Here is a 15,030-nt window from a genome sequence, read left to right as displayed (position 1 = left end):
GCCCACAATAGGTAGCCTATTCACCTAATTTCCAGCCATTAGTCACAGGGTATCGCCTGTCTCGCCCAAATCCACGACGAGTAACTCTCACGCCAATAGCCGCTTGACGCCGCTTATACTCATTAATATCAACTAAACGCAGTACACGATAAACGTCGTCTTTTGCAAAACCCTGCTCGACAATAGCATCAGCACTTAAATCATGCTCTATATAGTTCGCTAAAATAGCATCCAGCACATCGTAACTTGGTAAGCTATCTTCGTCTACCTGACCTGGCGCCAACTCAGCCGATGGCGGTCGGGTTATAACCCGCTCAGGAATAACAGGCGAGATTGTATTTCGATACCGCGCCAACTCAAAAACCAATGTTTTTGGCACATCTTTTAACACATCAAAGCCACCAGCCATATCACCATACAGCGTGGCATAACCAACAGCCATTTCACTTTTGTTACCCGTTGTCAGTACCAAATAACGCTTTTTATTAGAAAGCGCCATCAGTAGTACACCCCGACAACGTGCCTGAAGGTTTTCCTCTGTCGTATCTCGAGTCGTGTCTTTAAACTCATCTGATAGGGCTGACATAAATGCATCAAACATAGGTTCAATAGGCAGCACTTTGTAGTCTACCTTTAATGCTTTTGCTTCAGCCTCAGCATCTTCCAGACTCATGGATGAGGTATAGTGGTAAGGCATCATAATGGCAGACACACGTTCATGGCCCAGCGCATCGACAGCAACAGCTAAGGTCAATGCGGAGTCAATACCACCAGACAATCCTAAAATAACGCCCTTAAAGCCATTCTTTTCGACATAGTCTCTTACCCCCAACACCAAAGCCTGATAAATACTTGGCATTTTTGCTGGCGGATGAACTTGTTTTCCAGTCACAATGGATTTTGATGTTAAGTCAACCTCAACAGGGTAAAGCCCTTCTTGATAATAGTCTCCACCTACTGCTATGACACCATCAGCACTCATCGCAAAGGAGCCACCATCAAATACCAGCTCATCTTGCCCTCCCACTTGGTTAACATAAATCATGGGAAGTTGGCTTTCAGTACAGCGCTGTCTAGCAACTTGCTGGCGATCCGCTACTTTATCCATATGATAGGGAGAAGCATTTAAGCACAATAGTAACTCTGCACCTGCTTGCTTAGCTGACTGGACAGGACCTGGCTCCCAGATATCCTCACAAATACAAAGCCCGATCTTAACGCCATTATGGTCATATACTGTGGTTTCATGGCCTGGTGTAAAGTAACGTTTTTCATCAAATACTTGATAGTTCGGTAGCAATTGCTTGGCATAGCGGGCTTTAATCTTGCCATCCCTTATCACTACAGCCTGGTTTTGACCATCAAAGGGCAAGCCAATAACAATATCAATTCCAGTTACCTCTCCTAGCTGGGTTAATGCCTTCTCAACCCTCAATTGCATACTGTCTCGTAAAAGCAAGTCTTCTGGCGGATAGCCACACACACTTAATTCAGAAAATACGATGATTTCTGCTTGATATAACTGCTTTGCCTGCTCAGCAGCTGCAATAATTTTTTTCGTATTACCCTGAATATCCCCAACTAAAAAATTCAGTTGAGCCATGACAATCGAAAGCTTCGCGGACATAAAAACCCTAGTGGTCAATTGAAAAGTTTGCGCTATTTTGGGGGAAACAAAGCACACTGTAAAATAGCTTAATACGTTACATCATCAACAGTGTTTGTAGTATAGCGACTTCCCCTTTTACATCACTGAGCTGCCACCTTGAACAAACATTCATTTGCTACACTGAACTCAAAATAAAAACCAGAGCACTGAAAGCGACTTAACGCTTGTCTTATTCACTTTCAAAATAGTCAATAACATCCCGATGCCGGTCACTGTCTACAACAACGAATTATCCAATCGACGATTTCATGCACTGAGGGTATATAATCTATATCGCGCGATTTTAGGCCTGCTTTTCATCGCTGCGGCATTCAGCCCTATCGGCAAAGAGCTGATCACACCAGATACATCAATCCATTTCAAAGTATTTGCATTTATTTACCTTGGCATCAATATGCTGATCATTGCTATCAGTAGAAAGCCGCCAAATACGATACAGATTTTTACTATTGTCTGTTTGGATATTGTTTTACTAAGCTTGCTTTTTTATTTAAGTCGTAAACAGGCAACAGGCTTGGGCAACCTGTTAATTGTTTCTGTTGCAGCAGGCAATATCTTATTAAAGGGGCGAACCGGTATTGCCATTGCGGCACTGGCAACCCTATGCATTATCGCTCTGAGTATTTATCAAACGCTGGTTCCCGACCAACAAAGCAAATCAATTAATGCTGGTCTGTTAGGTGCAATTATCTTTGCAACAGCCATTTTTGTGCAAAGTCTATCTGAGCGGATACGACGTAGTGAGGAGCTTGCCAGGCAGCGAAGTACTGAGTTCTATAACCTGCAAAAGCTTAATCAGCTAATCATCCAGCGTATGCGAACAGGCATTCTGGTCATTGATGCCCATGAACGTATTATTATGATGAACCAAGCCAGTCACTTTTTTTTAAATAGCCCTGTGCAAACGCCCACCCTGCTCCAGGCTTCTCCTGACTTACATGCCTGTTACCAGCAATGGAAAGAAAGTCCTGAGCAAACGCCTAAACCCTTTCAAACCAGTCCAGACCGCCCTAAAGTGCAGTCAAGTTTCACCCAGATATACGACAATGAGTCGAGTAAAGTAATTATTTTTCTTGATGATCTGACAGCATTAAATCAGCAAGCTCAACAGCTCAAACTCGCATCTTTGGGAAAACTTACTGCGGCCATTGCCCACGAGATCCGCAACCCGCTTGGCGCTATTAGTCATGCTGCACAATTACTGAATGAGTCAGACCAGTTAAACAATGCTGATCAGCGGCTCATTGAGATTATTCAAAATCACTCACGCCGGATGAACATCATTATTGAAAATGTTCTGCAACTTACTCGTCGTAAAACCAGTAATCATCAAACTCTTTTACTCAATGACTGGATTAAGCAGTTTTTGACAGAAGAACCCTTTCCAGGCTTCAGTAACCCAGTCATTAGCTTCCTCCCCTCCCCTCTACCCATTCAGGTTATGGCTGACCCCGACCAGATCACTCAAGTTGTCACGAATCTTTGTCAAAATGGACTACGTTATAGCTTTAAGAAGAATCAGCAAGCCACGCTACAATTACATACAGGGTTACGAGAAGATAACGGTCTACCGTATCTTGATATCACTGACAACGGACCAGGTATGAAACCCGAGGTTAGAAACCACTTATTCGAACCCTTTTATACCACTGAACCAAGAGGCACAGGTCTAGGGTTGTATATATCCAAAGAACTATGTGAAGCCAACCAGGCAACCCTAGAGCTAGTTCAGTACGAACCAGGCTGTACCTTCAGAATCACATTCACTCATGGTCAACAAGAAAGCTTGCATTTAAACGATACCGATGAATAACCCAAAAGTTCTCATTGTTGATGATGAACCCGACATTCGAGAGTTACTGGAAATTACTCTAGGCCGCATGCGTCTTAATACTTTAGCTGTCGATAGCGTCAGTAGCGCAAAGTCTGCCCTGGCCGAGGATACATACAACCTTTGTCTTACTGATATGAACTTACCTGACGGTAACGGCATCGATTTAGTTAAGCATATTAGCCAACACTACAGTGATATGCCCGTTGCGATGATTACAGCCTATGGCAGCATGGATACGGCGATTGAAGCCCTGAAAGCTGGAGCCTTTGACTTCGTCAGTAAACCTATTGATTTACAACGACTTCGAGAGCTTATTAACAATGCCCTGCAGCTTGTTACCCCAATAGCAGATACCACCATTAACAAACAAACTCAGCTACTAGGGCAGTCAGCCGTCATGATTCAGCTGGGAAAGCAAATCATCAAACTGGCCCGAAGCCAAGCACCTGTTTACATCAGTGGTGAATCCGGAACAGGTAAAGAAATGGTGGCTCGTTTGATTCATGAGCAAGGGCCCCGTGCCGACCAGCCTTTTATTCCAGTTAACTGTGGTGCAATTCCTTCAGAGCTGATGGAAAGTGAATTTTTTGGCCATAAAAAAGGTAGCTTTACAGGTGCTACCAATGATAAAGAGGGCCTTTTTCAATCGGCAGATGGAGGTACTTTATTTTTAGATGAGGTTGCAGATCTTCCTGCCCCTATGCAAGTAAAACTGCTACGTGCTATCCAAGAAAAAGCTATTCGTCCAGTGGGAAGTCAGCAAGAAATCAAAACTAATACCCGTATTCTGAGCGCTACCCACAAAGACCTAGCCGAGATGGTGGCTAATGGTCAATTTAGACAAGACCTATTTTATCGTATTAATGTGATTGAACTTAATGTCCCTCCGCTCCGCGAGCGACAAGAAGATATTCTACTCCTGGCCAACTTCTTTTTAAGGCAACTTGCAGAGTCATGCCAAACACCCCCACCTCACCTTACTCCTGAGGCTGAAAAAGCACTACTTGCTTATAATTTTCCAGGCAATGTTCGAGAGCTAGAAAACATTTTAGAGCGTGCTTTTACATTGTGTGAAGCAGATGAAATATCAGCAAGTGACTTAAAATTAAATGTTGATAGCGCCACACCTGCTACCAGTATCACACCAGATTCTGATCAACAATCCGTAACAACAGAATCACCTATCCCTCTTGATGGAAGCCAATCGCTAGAAGATTACTTAGCGGAGTTGGAACGTAAAGCCATTGTCCAGGCACTTGAAGAGTCTCGCTGGAACAAAACAGCCGCCGCAAAAAAATTAGGAATAACTTTCCGCGCACTTCGCTATCGCCTGAAAAAGCTAGGATTAGACTAGGGCCTGTTAACACTATTTGAATATCACTGTTATGACGGTAAAAGCACTAATCTAGGCGCGAAGAGTGAAGTTTAGTTGTTCTAAATGAACAATGAGCAACAACGAGTAGTGCTTTTACCGTCATAACCCTTCGGGCCGTGATTATTTTTCCACCTAGCAGTGTTACAAGTCATTTATGTAGAATAACACAGCATTCCTTGTGCCTTGCTAGGCGAAAAAATAGTCTACGGCAGTGTTGATTCAAATAGTGTTAACAGGCCCTAGCCAAAACTGAGCTAAATCAACGTTAACCCAGAGAACATTTTCAAGCACAAAAAAGTTGCTGAAGAATTAACAGATTTTTTCCCAAAAACAAATATGATCATTTTTTATACAGATTTATTTTTACTTTTTAGGGAAAGCAACTTACCTCGTATATACACCTTTTGTTAACGGTATATGCACTATTAGACCAAGGAGGGCACATGCAATCATTTGTAATCCATCAAAATTCTACGCCTCCCCAACAAACACCATCAATTAATAACATTAACACTCCCCATAATATGCGAGGGTTTACACTGATAGAATTACTGGTGACTTGCAGTATTCTATTAATTCTCATTGGCTATGGCCTGCCAGCACTCAATCAATTTATACAAAGCAGCTCAACCCGGACCAGTATCAACACAATTCATAGCGCTATCGCTACAGCGCGTACGCAAGCTGTGGTACACAAAACCACTGTCACACTATGCCCTTCAGCAGATGGCATTTCCTGCCAGGCCAAGTGGCAGCAACATATCATTGTTTTTAGCGATCCTAATAAAAATAAGCAGATTGACGCGGGAGAAGCGCTTTATCAAATATTTGATTTAAACACTCGAGTTAAAATATCAAGCCGATTGTCAGCAGGTAGAAGTTATCTACGCTTTAAACCTGATGGCATCATTTCTGGTACAGCAGGCACTTTAACCGTCTGCCCTTCCGACAATAATAATCGTCATGCACGACAGCTTATTGTTAGCTTTACTGGACGAACAAAACATGCCGCAGATACAGATGGTGATGGCATAATTGAAACAAGAAAAGGCAAGGACGTTCAGTGCACCAGCTAATGCGCTTCAGGCTATAACAACTTAACAAGAGATATCTTTAATAGACTTAAAGTGTCCTGCATTATCAAACTCAATAACAAACTGTCCATGTATTCCTTCATGCGTTAAGAAACGCTGTAAGATATTAGCAGGGAAACTAACTGAACGACCATCGACCGTGTGCGCTATTACTTGTTTTGCAGAGCCTCTGTAATAACGCAAAAACTCCTCTGTAGATATACTCAATGCTACTGTAACACTCGGCATAATGACCCCCCCCCCTTTCCAATATTAAGCATACCAGGCTGGCAGAACACTTAGCCACAGATATAAGCAGACACTTATAATTGAAATAGATCACATAACAAACGATTAAACTTCACTATACCTTTGCAAAACCCGCCTTGTGCCTTACATTCTTGATTCGCCTTTTTACCTGATACTTAATTTTTAACAAAACTTAGTCTATGCAAGTTAAGCTGTGCTCAAGTAAGACAATCACCAACCTCCAGAGTACTCTTGTAGAGTACTTGTGTAAGTGTAAGGTACTGTGCAATCAAAGGCTTGAGGACAAAAATACTCTTTTTGTTTTGTGTTTCTTATGAATTGTATAACCACAATAAAAAAGCGATAAAAAGTTTACCTATAAGGAGAAAGGTATGCTCAACTCTAGCAAGGAGCGACTCGTTACCCGCTATCGTCTTCAGTTGTTATGGGGAATAATCAGCTATACTTGCCTTATTCAAGAAATCTATGCCAATCACCTTCAGCCTTATTCAGAAAAGCTTAAGGCAACGCATAACTACACTTCTTCATACTCCATAAAAACTTTACCAAGCCTGCATTTTGATTTTGAGTATGACTCTCAACATTGGCAAGGTATGTTTGGTGCCAGTGTAGAACAACAATATACCCAGTCAGAGCAAGGTGGTGTCTTACATATTTTTAATCGCCATAAATGGTTTTCAGCGGCTAAACTACCTGCAAAAAAATTACTTCTCGCAGGGCACCAGTATCAACTAAGCTTTGAGATTAATATTCCTAGCACACAACAATACAGTGATAATGTTTGCGTACACCTCTTTATTGACAGTAATGAAGGTCTACAAATACAAGATATCTTTCTTGGCAAAGTACCTACTCAACAATGGTGGCCCGTGACAGGAAGTTTCACTACACCCACTAAATTAAATATTAAAAGCCTGGATATCATGATTTTTGGTCCTCATAGTGATAACTTTTTTATCGACAATGTTCGACTATCACTAAAATAAGAACACACAACTTAAAATAAAAAACTCTTGACTGATTAATCAAGAATAATTGATAAGCTTAAAAAAAAGGATATGCAGACGTCAATTTTACAGTATTAACAGTTGATGGCATTAACGTCGAAAAAATTCATCTACCCATCGTTGAATAATTCCAGACTCTCTTAACTCAACGATGACAGCATTCATTTTAGGTTTTAAGTAACGAAACTTTGAGTGTTTAGAAAAAGCAAAATAAAACTTTTCTTCAACAACAGGGGTAGGAATTACCTCAAAAACGTCTTCATAACCATGTATCTTAAGTTGGGCTGATGCAGGATAAAGCCCATATAGAAAATAATCGATCCGGCCATGGGCAAGTTTCCGAAAGTTATCTACAGATTCATGCTCCCACTCCATATAAAGATACTTTTCAATAAAGCGGTCAAATGCTTCTCCAAAGCTTTCACCTAAATTAGTGGAACCTTTCCTGCCAATCAAGTCTTTCCATTGACGATAAGGAAACGCATTGCCTTTCTTAACAAAAATGACAACAGGATCTGTCATGAACCACTCAGCATAATCCAAATAGGCTGTTCGATGTTCATTCAGATACACTCCAGCAATCATGTCAATTTCCCCTTTCTCAGCAGCCCAGTGGACACGCTTCCATGGACCTGAGGAAACAAGTTGATATGAAATGCCAAGCTGATCTGCAATGGCCGTTGTTACCTTGGCAGCAACACCGGTGATTAATTCTCCTTCAGCCTGAGATACGGGGGGATAGCTTGAATGCCCCGATACTATTAAGTCATCACTATAGCTATTACATGAAAAAATCACTGCCAGCCACAGAGTAAGGTGCCAAATATTTATCATTGTTATCTAGTTTTTAAACCTGACTTTTTTAGTGTGATTACCCAAACTTTAGCCACTTTTATGGATCGCATTCATCATCCCTTGCTTACTAAATTTAGCATGAATACTCTTAGCGATTAGCAATAGAGACCATATCAAGCAATAAACTAAAGGGTACCTCTAAAAATAAAAAAAGCATTATGTGTATAATGCTTTTCAAAAGGAAATATGTAGTTAGAAATCACTTACAATGTAAACTTCACTTGTGAAATACTCAGTCAATAACTACCACTCCTTCAGTTACCACCCCACTCTTTAGCTATTACGCTACTAATAACATCGAATGGCAGTCTCGTAACGACTTCCACGACTGCATAAACACATTTACTGTCTTACCTTCTGAGCCATTCTCAAAATTCTCCAGCCAAAAATGAGCTAGTTGATATGGGTCGGCTGTTGCGGGTAGAGCAACGCCAGATTGAAGATAAAGCTGCCAGGCAATTGCCGTTGCATATGATAGGTTACCTAAAAGCTCTAACTCAGGTTGAATTAAAAACAACTGCTGAGATGCCAACCCACGTACTTTACTAGCTAAATCAGGATGCTGAGCTAAGTATGCATCCCACAGGTAACGGTGACTTTCAGCTGAAATATGATAGACCCCTAACCCCTCATTACCATCATATTGATGTGTGGCAAGACTGCTTTCTGCATAGGCTGTTGTGACCATTAAACAGGCTGCCACAGGTGAATGTACATTCAAATATGACAACGTTGCAGGAACCACTGTATGAAGGAGGTTGATCACTTGATTATTCATCTCACACCTCCTGACGAACCTCTTTTACCATCGCTTACTACTTATATCGGCTTCCAAAAGAAAAGGATTAATAAAATCAATAAAATTTTATTTTTAATGTCAATCTTTGTACTACTAACGCTAACTATAATGTAATATTATTTAAATACTTAGAACACTATGTTCTTTCAATACTTTTTTCATCTCTATTAATTAAGATACTAAAGATACATTTTTAGATTCATGTTAATTAATAATAACTATCACTCAGTTATAACTATAATCTATATATAAAAACTATACTCTATAAATAAAATAGCAAGGAACTCAGCACACTTTACTTTACATAAATAGTAACTTACTCAGCTCTATAACGATGAACGATGACCAAGCTAGAATGTACTTTTTTTAATATTCGAAGTAAGCAATGCCTTAAGGAGCCACAGGGATGTCTGTCGTATCTTACGAAAGGAAACAACCAATCTCGCTGATAGCAACTTTAATACTGATTACGTTTCTAGGTATAAGCACCACTGGTTGTGAGCAAGAACCAATCACTCAAGAGCCTCCTGCCGTCATCGTAACCACTGTTAAAGAAGACAAAATATTTCATTCCATCGACCTGGTAGGTCGAACCGAGGCCAGTGAAGATGTAAATATTCGCTCTCGAGTTGAAGGAACATTACTGGAAAGACACTTTAATGAAGGTGATGAAGTCAAAAAGAATCAGCTATTATTCACGCTGGACCCAGCCCCTTACCAAGCTGTTGTAGACCAAAGCCAATCAGAAATTGACCGCTTACAAGCCATATTAGATGAAGCAACAATTAACTTTGATCGAGGGGAACGACTTGTCAAAAAAGGAACTATCAGTCAGTCTCAAATGGATGAGTTAACCAGTAAAAAAATTCAAGCTGAATCAGCACTTAAAGGCGCGCAAGCCCAACTCGAAAAAGCTGCTTTAAATTTAAGTTACACCAAAATTACAGCACCTATCACTGGTCGTATAGGCAAATCATTATTAAGTTTAGGAGACCTTGTCACACCTAATCAGGATACACTGGCAACCATCGTTAAACTTGATCCAATCTACGTCAATTTTCAGGTTAGTGAAAAAGCATTTGTGGATTTCCAAGAGGAAGCAAGAAAACGAATTTCGGCCGGCCAGGAGGAACCTTCAGTAGTCCCCCGATTAAGGCTTTCAAATGACACCATGTACCCTCATGAGGGACAGTTTGATTTTATGGATAATCGGGTTGACCAAACTACAGGCACCATAAAAATTCGCGCAGTCTTTCCTAATGAAAATAAAACACTGCTTCCAGGCCAATATGTAACGCTCATTTTACGGCAAAAAACACCACAGCAAGCTCTGCTGGTTCCACAAGCTTCCGTTCAAGAAAATCAACAGGGCAAATTCGTTCTGGTGGTGAATAGTGAAAAAGTGGTTGAAGCCCGCCCAGTTAAACTAGGACAACGCGTCAAAACACGATGGGAAGTGATAGACGGATTAAATCCTGGTGAAACGATTATTACAGAAGGTATTCAAAAAGTTAAAATTGGTGGAAAAGTCAAACCGACTGAACAACAGGTTGCGCCTTTTAAAGAAACAACAGCAAGTTAATTAGGAGGCATACCATGATCAGCCAATTTTTTATTTATCGGCCAAAATTTGCCTTTGTCATTTCGATTATTATTACCCTTGCAGGTTTACTTGCTATTCCTGTGTTACCCGTTGCTCAGTTTCCCCCTATTACCCCCCCCGTTATCGAAGTCACAGCCAACTTTCCTGGTGCCAGTGCCAAAGTGGTTCAAGATACCGTCGCCAACCCCATTGAGTCTCAGGTCAATGGGGTTGAAGATATGATTTATATGTCGTCTAAAAGCGCTAATGATGGCAGCTATCGATTATCTGTTACCTTTGCCGTGGGTACCGACCCAAACATGGCCCAAATTAATGTTCAAAACCGTGTTGCTTTAGCCAATCCACAGCTTCCAGCTGAGGTTACACGACAAGGGGTAGCAGTTGATAAAAAGTCATCTGACATGCTGTTAATTGTTAATTTGATTTCCCCAAATAACACTTATGATGGCCTGTTTTTATCGAACTACGCCAGTATCAATATTAAAGACACATTAGCAAGGGTATCAGGGGTCAGTGATGCCCAGATTTTAGGTGCGCAAGACTATGGAATGCGTATTTGGCTTGACCCGGCAAAAATGTCGACTTATGCCATCACCACGCAAGACATTGACAATGCTATTAATGAGCAAAATGTTCAGGTACCCGCCGGCCAAATTGGTGCAGCACCTTCACTCCCTACTCAACAGTTTCAATACTCTTTACAAGCAAAGGGACGACTCTCATCTCCTGAGGAATTCGAGCAAATTATATTAAAATCACGCAATGATGGATCATCAATTTACTTGAGGGATGTTGCACGCATTGAGCTAGGTTCTGCCTCTTATGGCTGGTTTGGTGAGCTTAATAATAGCCCCAGTGTTATTCTCGCCGTCTACCAGTTACCTGATGCAAATGCTTTGGAAGTGGCACAAAAAGTCAAAGACGAAATGGAACGACTGGCCAAGCAGTTTCCGAATGATATCAGTTTCGAAGTTTTATACGACACAACACGATTTATTGAAACATCCATTGCCGAAGTGGTTGAAACCCTTTTTGTGGCTGTTGTACTGGTCATACTTGTCGTCTTTCTATTCCTGCAAGACTGGCGATCAACACTAATTCCCTCTATTGCCATTCCAGTATCCCTCATAGGCACGTTTGCTGTTCTACTGGCTATTGGCTTTTCAATTAACACCATTTCACTTTTCGCTCTTATTCTCGCTATTGGTGTCGTTGTTGATGACGCGATAGTGGTCATCGAAAATGTTCAGCGATTAATGGAAGAAGAAAAACTATCTGCAGTCGAAGCTACCGTTAAAGCTATGCAGCAAGTAAGTGGACCAATTATTGCGACAACTCTTGTATTGCTTGCGGTTTTTACACCTGTGGCGCTTATGCCAGGCATTACAGGACAAATGTACGCCCAGTTTGCTATCACTATTTCTGTATCTGTACTTATTTCATCTATTAATGCCCTAACCCTTAGCCCAGCACTGTGTGCTACCCTCCTAAAACCGTCTACCTCTCCTCCCTTTTTTATTTTAAGGTGGTTTAACCAGTGGTTTGACAAACTGACAGGAAGTTATCAGCGCACTGTCACCATTCTAGTAAGAAAACTATTTATCGTTGGCCTACTCTTTTTAGCCCTAATCGCTATTTTACTTGTATTTGCAAAGCAGCTACCTACAGGCTTCATCCCTGAAGAAGACCAAGGCTATTTCATGATAGATGTGCAGTTGCCTGATGGCGCGTCCTTGAATAGAACTGCAGAAGTTATGCATCAAGTGACGGATATGGTTAAAAGCGTACCCGGCGTTTCTGATGTAATGATTGTAGCTGGCTACAGCATTCTCAACGGTGCTATGTCATCTAATGCTGGACTGGCCATTGCTGTACTAAAACCCTGGGATGAACGAGAAGAACCCGAGCTTTTTCAATCAGCCATTATCCGACAAGTGCAGGCTAAACTTTCCACCATTGCTCGCGCCAAAGCAGCTGCATTTAGTACTCCAGCAATTCCTGGTCTTGGTACCACAGGTGGTTTTGAGTTTGTACTCACAGACCAGCTTGGCCGTGACCCAAGAGAAATAGCACAGGTTATGGGTGGTTTACTACTAGCGGCCAATTCAACAAAAGAAATAGGCGTTGCATTCAGTACTTTTCGGGCAAATGTGCCACAAATGTTTATCGATGTTCAGCGCGAAAAGGTTAAAAACTTAGGCGTGCCGCTTTCTGACATTTTTGGTACGCTGCAAACACAACTTGGTTCACTCTATGTTAATGATTTCAACAAGTTTGGTAAAACCTATAAAGTGTTATTGCAAGCTGAGCCAGAGTTTCGCAATGACGAAAATGATTTAAAACGCTTTTATGTTCGAAGTGCCACAGGAGAAATGGTGCCTTTGAGCACACTTATTTCAATCACCCCTCTATTAGGCCCTGATGTCATAAATCGTTATAACCTTTTTACCAGCGTTACCATTAATGGTCAGCCAGCTGCCGGACATAGTTCAGGACAAGCCGTCACTGCGATGGAAAAGGCTGCCAAAGCAACACTGCCTGACGGTTATAGTTTTGAGTGGACAGGTATGACCTATCAGGAGCTTGCTGCTGGTAATCTTGCCCCCTTACTTTTCTCGCTTGCGTTAATATTTGTCTATTTGTTTTTAGTTGCACAGTACGAAAGCTGGCTTATTCCTTGGGCAGTCATACTTGCGGTCCCTATCGCTATTTTAGGTGCCTTTTTAAATGTATGGATTGCGCAATCGGATGTGAACTTATACACCCAAATTGGTTTAGTGCTATTAATTGGACTTGCCAGTAAAAATGCAATTTTGATTGTTGAATTTGCTAAAGAAAAACGTGAAGCAGAAGGTTTATCTATTCAGGATGCCGCAGTGACTGCAGCTACACTTCGCTTCAGAGCGGTTCTTATGACGGCCTTTTCATTTATTCTTGGCGTTGTGCCATTAGTGATTGCTACTGGAGCAGGTGCTGCAAGTCGACATTCCATTGGTTACAGTGTCTTTGGGGGTATGCTTGCGGCTGGTATTGTTGGCACTCTTCTGGTACCCGTATTTTATACCGCCATACAACACTTAAGAGAACGTTTTAAAAAGCAAAGCTAAGCAGGATTTCATACACCTGCTTATCACTTATACCCAAAATGAAGGTTTTTTAGTGGGGCAGGTCTACTAAGACTAGCCTCACTAAAAAATAATTCGTGAAAGATATATATTTATTTTACGCGTACTTAGGTAGTACTTGCGTAATAATGACATACCCAATTCCACAATAAATGGCCTGGATAAAGCAAGCATCAGAATACAAGGGCAGGCGCTTTCTAACTATTATCCCCTGAATAACACCAATAATTGGTACGCTTGATACCAAGATCCCAAGGAACTTTAACCCGCGCACAGGTGTTCTATCCCCTTTAGTCTTTACTGCCGTTAACACACCAGCTAATAACAGGGTTGATAGCATGAAGATCAGTTGAATAGACTCCATCAAAATACCTCACTGAATAAACATAACACTCTATGCCCTCTTATGAGGATAGAGTGAAGCAGAAATTACCATTACCCAAACTTGAGACTGGCAAGGCCATGCTCTTAGCTATTAGTGATGTGAAACTAACGCTAAGAAACGATCACTCTCTGATAATGATTTGAAAGCAGGCTCTTCTTTCATTTCATCCACATAAGTACTCGATAAATCCAGTGCTTTGGTAAGATCATCTATTGCCAGATCATCTTGGCCCAACGTCGCATGAGCACAGGCTCGCTGATAATAGGCATAAGGATATTCGGATGAAATTTCTAACGCTTTATTACACAAACTTAATGCCCACTGAGGCTCTTCGAGCTCTAAGGCCGCATCAGCCTTATAAGTTAAAGCCTCTACATCCTCAGGGTTTAAACTTAATATTTGGTCGTAAATTTTTATCTTAGACTGCGGTGTTGATTCCAGGCCTGAACGCATCCACAACGAATGAATATTGTTAGTAAGTGCTATTTCTTCCTGAGCTTGAATAATTTGATCTGTACGCTGGCGCAGTTTTTTCTCTAGTTCAGCAAGCCGCTTTTCATAACCTTGCGAAATTAAACGCACCCTTGAGTCTACCAACTCATCCACTTTGCTTTTTACATCTCGCAGGGAACTCCAACCAGCAATGATCAATATTGACGTGGCAGCTGTGATAATGAAAAAAATGTTATTGACCGTATCTGTAGTATACCGAAGGGATCTATCTGCTGTTTGTAATTGAGTACTCGCTAAATCACGTGTGACATCATTTTTAAGTAAAAGGAGGTCTTGACGGAGTGACTTGAGTTCATCCAGTACATATCGTTCCATAAGAGGACGTTCTAACATACTGGGCTTATCTTGCGTGTCAGGGGCTTTCTTCTCAGCAGCAAAACTCTGTCCAACCTGCAACACCAGTACTAAGGAGATCATTAAAACGATCATATTTACTGGTTTACGCAATAAAAGCATTACGCACTACTCCTCAACTTGACTATACAACGAATAACACTTTTTTTGGATATACCCTTCGCTTTG

General features: G+C 41.2%; 12 protein-coding genes. 6 read left to right on the top strand and 6 right to left on the bottom strand.

Translation table 11 applies throughout. From position 1 onward, the window contains the following. Positions 1 to 16: 16 nt before the first annotated feature. On the bottom strand, positions 17 to 1,627 hold the full coding sequence (locus KHS79_RS00340) for an NAD+ synthase (RefSeq protein ID WP_212715687.1): 1,611 nt from the start codon (positions 1,625 to 1,627) through the stop codon (positions 17 to 19). Between the two features lie 244 nt (positions 1,628 to 1,871). Between KHS79_RS00340 and KHS79_RS00335 the strand changes: the two genes are divergently transcribed. From KHS79_RS00335 to KHS79_RS00325, 3 genes are all read left to right on the top strand, one after another. After that, positions 1,872 to 3,482 (top strand): sensor histidine kinase, encoded by a 1,611-nt coding sequence (locus KHS79_RS00335; RefSeq protein ID WP_212715685.1) that lies wholly within the window; start codon positions 1,872 to 1,874, stop codon positions 3,480 to 3,482. Continuing rightward, entirely contained in the window at positions 3,475 to 4,857 is a 1,383-nt protein-coding gene (locus KHS79_RS00330) for a sigma-54-dependent transcriptional regulator (RefSeq protein ID WP_212715683.1), read from the top strand. Before KHS79_RS00335 ends, KHS79_RS00330 begins: the two co-directional genes overlap by 8 nt. Before the next feature lie 464 nt (positions 4,858 to 5,321). Next, a complete protein-coding gene (locus tag KHS79_RS00325) occupies positions 5,322 to 5,954 on the top strand; it encodes a GspH/FimT family pseudopilin (RefSeq protein WP_212715681.1) in 633 nt (210 codons plus the stop codon). 21 nt (positions 5,955 to 5,975) lie between these two features. Here KHS79_RS00325 and KHS79_RS00320 read toward each other — a convergent pair whose 3' ends face one another. Next, positions 5,976 to 6,200, bottom strand: coding sequence for a DUF2835 domain-containing protein (locus KHS79_RS00320; RefSeq protein ID WP_212715679.1), 225 nt, complete (start codon positions 6,198 to 6,200; stop codon positions 5,976 to 5,978). Between the two features lie 392 nt (positions 6,201 to 6,592). Here KHS79_RS00320 and KHS79_RS00315 point away from each other — a divergent pair, with 392 nt between their 5' ends. Further along, entirely contained in the window at positions 6,593 to 7,207 is a 615-nt protein-coding gene (locus KHS79_RS00315; RefSeq protein WP_212715677.1) for a carbohydrate binding domain-containing protein, read from the top strand. Between the two features lie 111 nt (positions 7,208 to 7,318). On the opposite strand, the gene KHS79_RS00310 is transcribed toward KHS79_RS00315, so the two are convergent. Both KHS79_RS00310 and KHS79_RS00305 read right to left on the bottom strand, forming a co-directional pair. Next, positions 7,319 to 8,062, bottom strand: coding sequence for a substrate-binding periplasmic protein (locus KHS79_RS00310; protein WP_212715675.1), 744 nt, complete (start codon positions 8,060 to 8,062; stop codon positions 7,319 to 7,321). Between the two features lie 301 nt (positions 8,063 to 8,363). Next, positions 8,364 to 8,861 (bottom strand): hypothetical protein, encoded by a 498-nt coding sequence (locus tag KHS79_RS00305; protein WP_094788426.1) that lies wholly within the window; start codon positions 8,859 to 8,861, stop codon positions 8,364 to 8,366. Between the two features lie 427 nt (positions 8,862 to 9,288). Here KHS79_RS00305 and KHS79_RS00300 point away from each other — a divergent pair, with 427 nt between their 5' ends. Both KHS79_RS00300 and KHS79_RS00295 read left to right on the top strand, forming a co-directional pair. Continuing rightward, entirely contained in the window at positions 9,289 to 10,464 is a 1,176-nt protein-coding gene (locus KHS79_RS00300; protein WP_212715673.1) for an efflux RND transporter periplasmic adaptor subunit, read from the top strand. Between the two features lie 14 nt (positions 10,465 to 10,478). After that, on the top strand, positions 10,479 to 13,592 hold the full coding sequence (locus KHS79_RS00295; protein WP_212715671.1) for an efflux RND transporter permease subunit: 3,114 nt from the start codon (positions 10,479 to 10,481) through the stop codon (positions 13,590 to 13,592). Between the two features lie 115 nt (positions 13,593 to 13,707). Here the strand turns inward: KHS79_RS00295 and KHS79_RS00290 are convergent, their stop codons facing one another. Together KHS79_RS00290 and KHS79_RS00285 are read right to left on the bottom strand one after the other, a co-directional pair. Next, positions 13,708 to 13,974, bottom strand: a complete 267-nt coding sequence (locus KHS79_RS00290) for a hypothetical protein (RefSeq protein WP_094788428.1) — start codon at positions 13,972 to 13,974, stop codon at positions 13,708 to 13,710. 111 nt (positions 13,975 to 14,085) lie between these two features. Beyond that, positions 14,086 to 14,964, bottom strand: a complete 879-nt coding sequence (locus KHS79_RS00285) for a TPR end-of-group domain-containing protein (protein ID WP_212715669.1) — start codon at positions 14,962 to 14,964, stop codon at positions 14,086 to 14,088. Positions 14,965 to 15,030: the final 66 nt, after the last annotated feature.

Origin of the sequence: Zooshikella ganghwensis, assembly GCF_018263875.1 — a bacterium.
In the GTDB taxonomy this organism is placed as follows: Bacteria; Pseudomonadota; Gammaproteobacteria; order Pseudomonadales; family Zooshikellaceae; genus Zooshikella; species Zooshikella ganghwensis.
This window is presented reverse-complemented; position numbering and strand designations above follow the sequence as displayed.

Excerpts from the sequence above, each read along its gene's own strand:
- KHS79_RS00340 (WP_212715687.1), bottom strand. The coding sequence starts at position 1,627 with ATGTCCGCGAAGCTTTCGATTGTCATGGCTCAACTGAATTTTTTAGTT.
- KHS79_RS00335 (WP_212715685.1), top strand. The coding sequence starts at position 1,872 with ATGCCGGTCACTGTCTACAACAACGAATTATCCAATCGACGATTTCAT.
- KHS79_RS00330 (WP_212715683.1), top strand. The coding sequence starts at position 3,475 with ATGAATAACCCAAAAGTTCTCATTGTTGATGATGAACCCGACATTCGA.
- KHS79_RS00325 (WP_212715681.1), top strand. The coding sequence starts at position 5,322 with ATGCAATCATTTGTAATCCATCAAAATTCTACGCCTCCCCAACAAACA.
- KHS79_RS00320 (WP_212715679.1), bottom strand. The coding sequence starts at position 6,200 with ATGCCGAGTGTTACAGTAGCATTGAGTATATCTACAGAGGAGTTTTTG.
- KHS79_RS00315 (WP_212715677.1), top strand. The coding sequence starts at position 6,593 with ATGCTCAACTCTAGCAAGGAGCGACTCGTTACCCGCTATCGTCTTCAG.
- KHS79_RS00310 (WP_212715675.1), bottom strand. The coding sequence starts at position 8,062 with ATGATAAATATTTGGCACCTTACTCTGTGGCTGGCAGTGATTTTTTCA.
- KHS79_RS00305 (WP_094788426.1), bottom strand. The coding sequence starts at position 8,861 with ATGAATAATCAAGTGATCAACCTCCTTCATACAGTGGTTCCTGCAACG.
- KHS79_RS00300 (WP_212715673.1), top strand. The coding sequence starts at position 9,289 with ATGTCTGTCGTATCTTACGAAAGGAAACAACCAATCTCGCTGATAGCA.
- KHS79_RS00295 (WP_212715671.1), top strand. The coding sequence starts at position 10,479 with ATGATCAGCCAATTTTTTATTTATCGGCCAAAATTTGCCTTTGTCATT.
- KHS79_RS00290 (WP_094788428.1), bottom strand. The coding sequence starts at position 13,974 with ATGGAGTCTATTCAACTGATCTTCATGCTATCAACCCTGTTATTAGCT.
- KHS79_RS00285 (WP_212715669.1), bottom strand. The coding sequence starts at position 14,964 with ATGCTTTTATTGCGTAAACCAGTAAATATGATCGTTTTAATGATCTCC.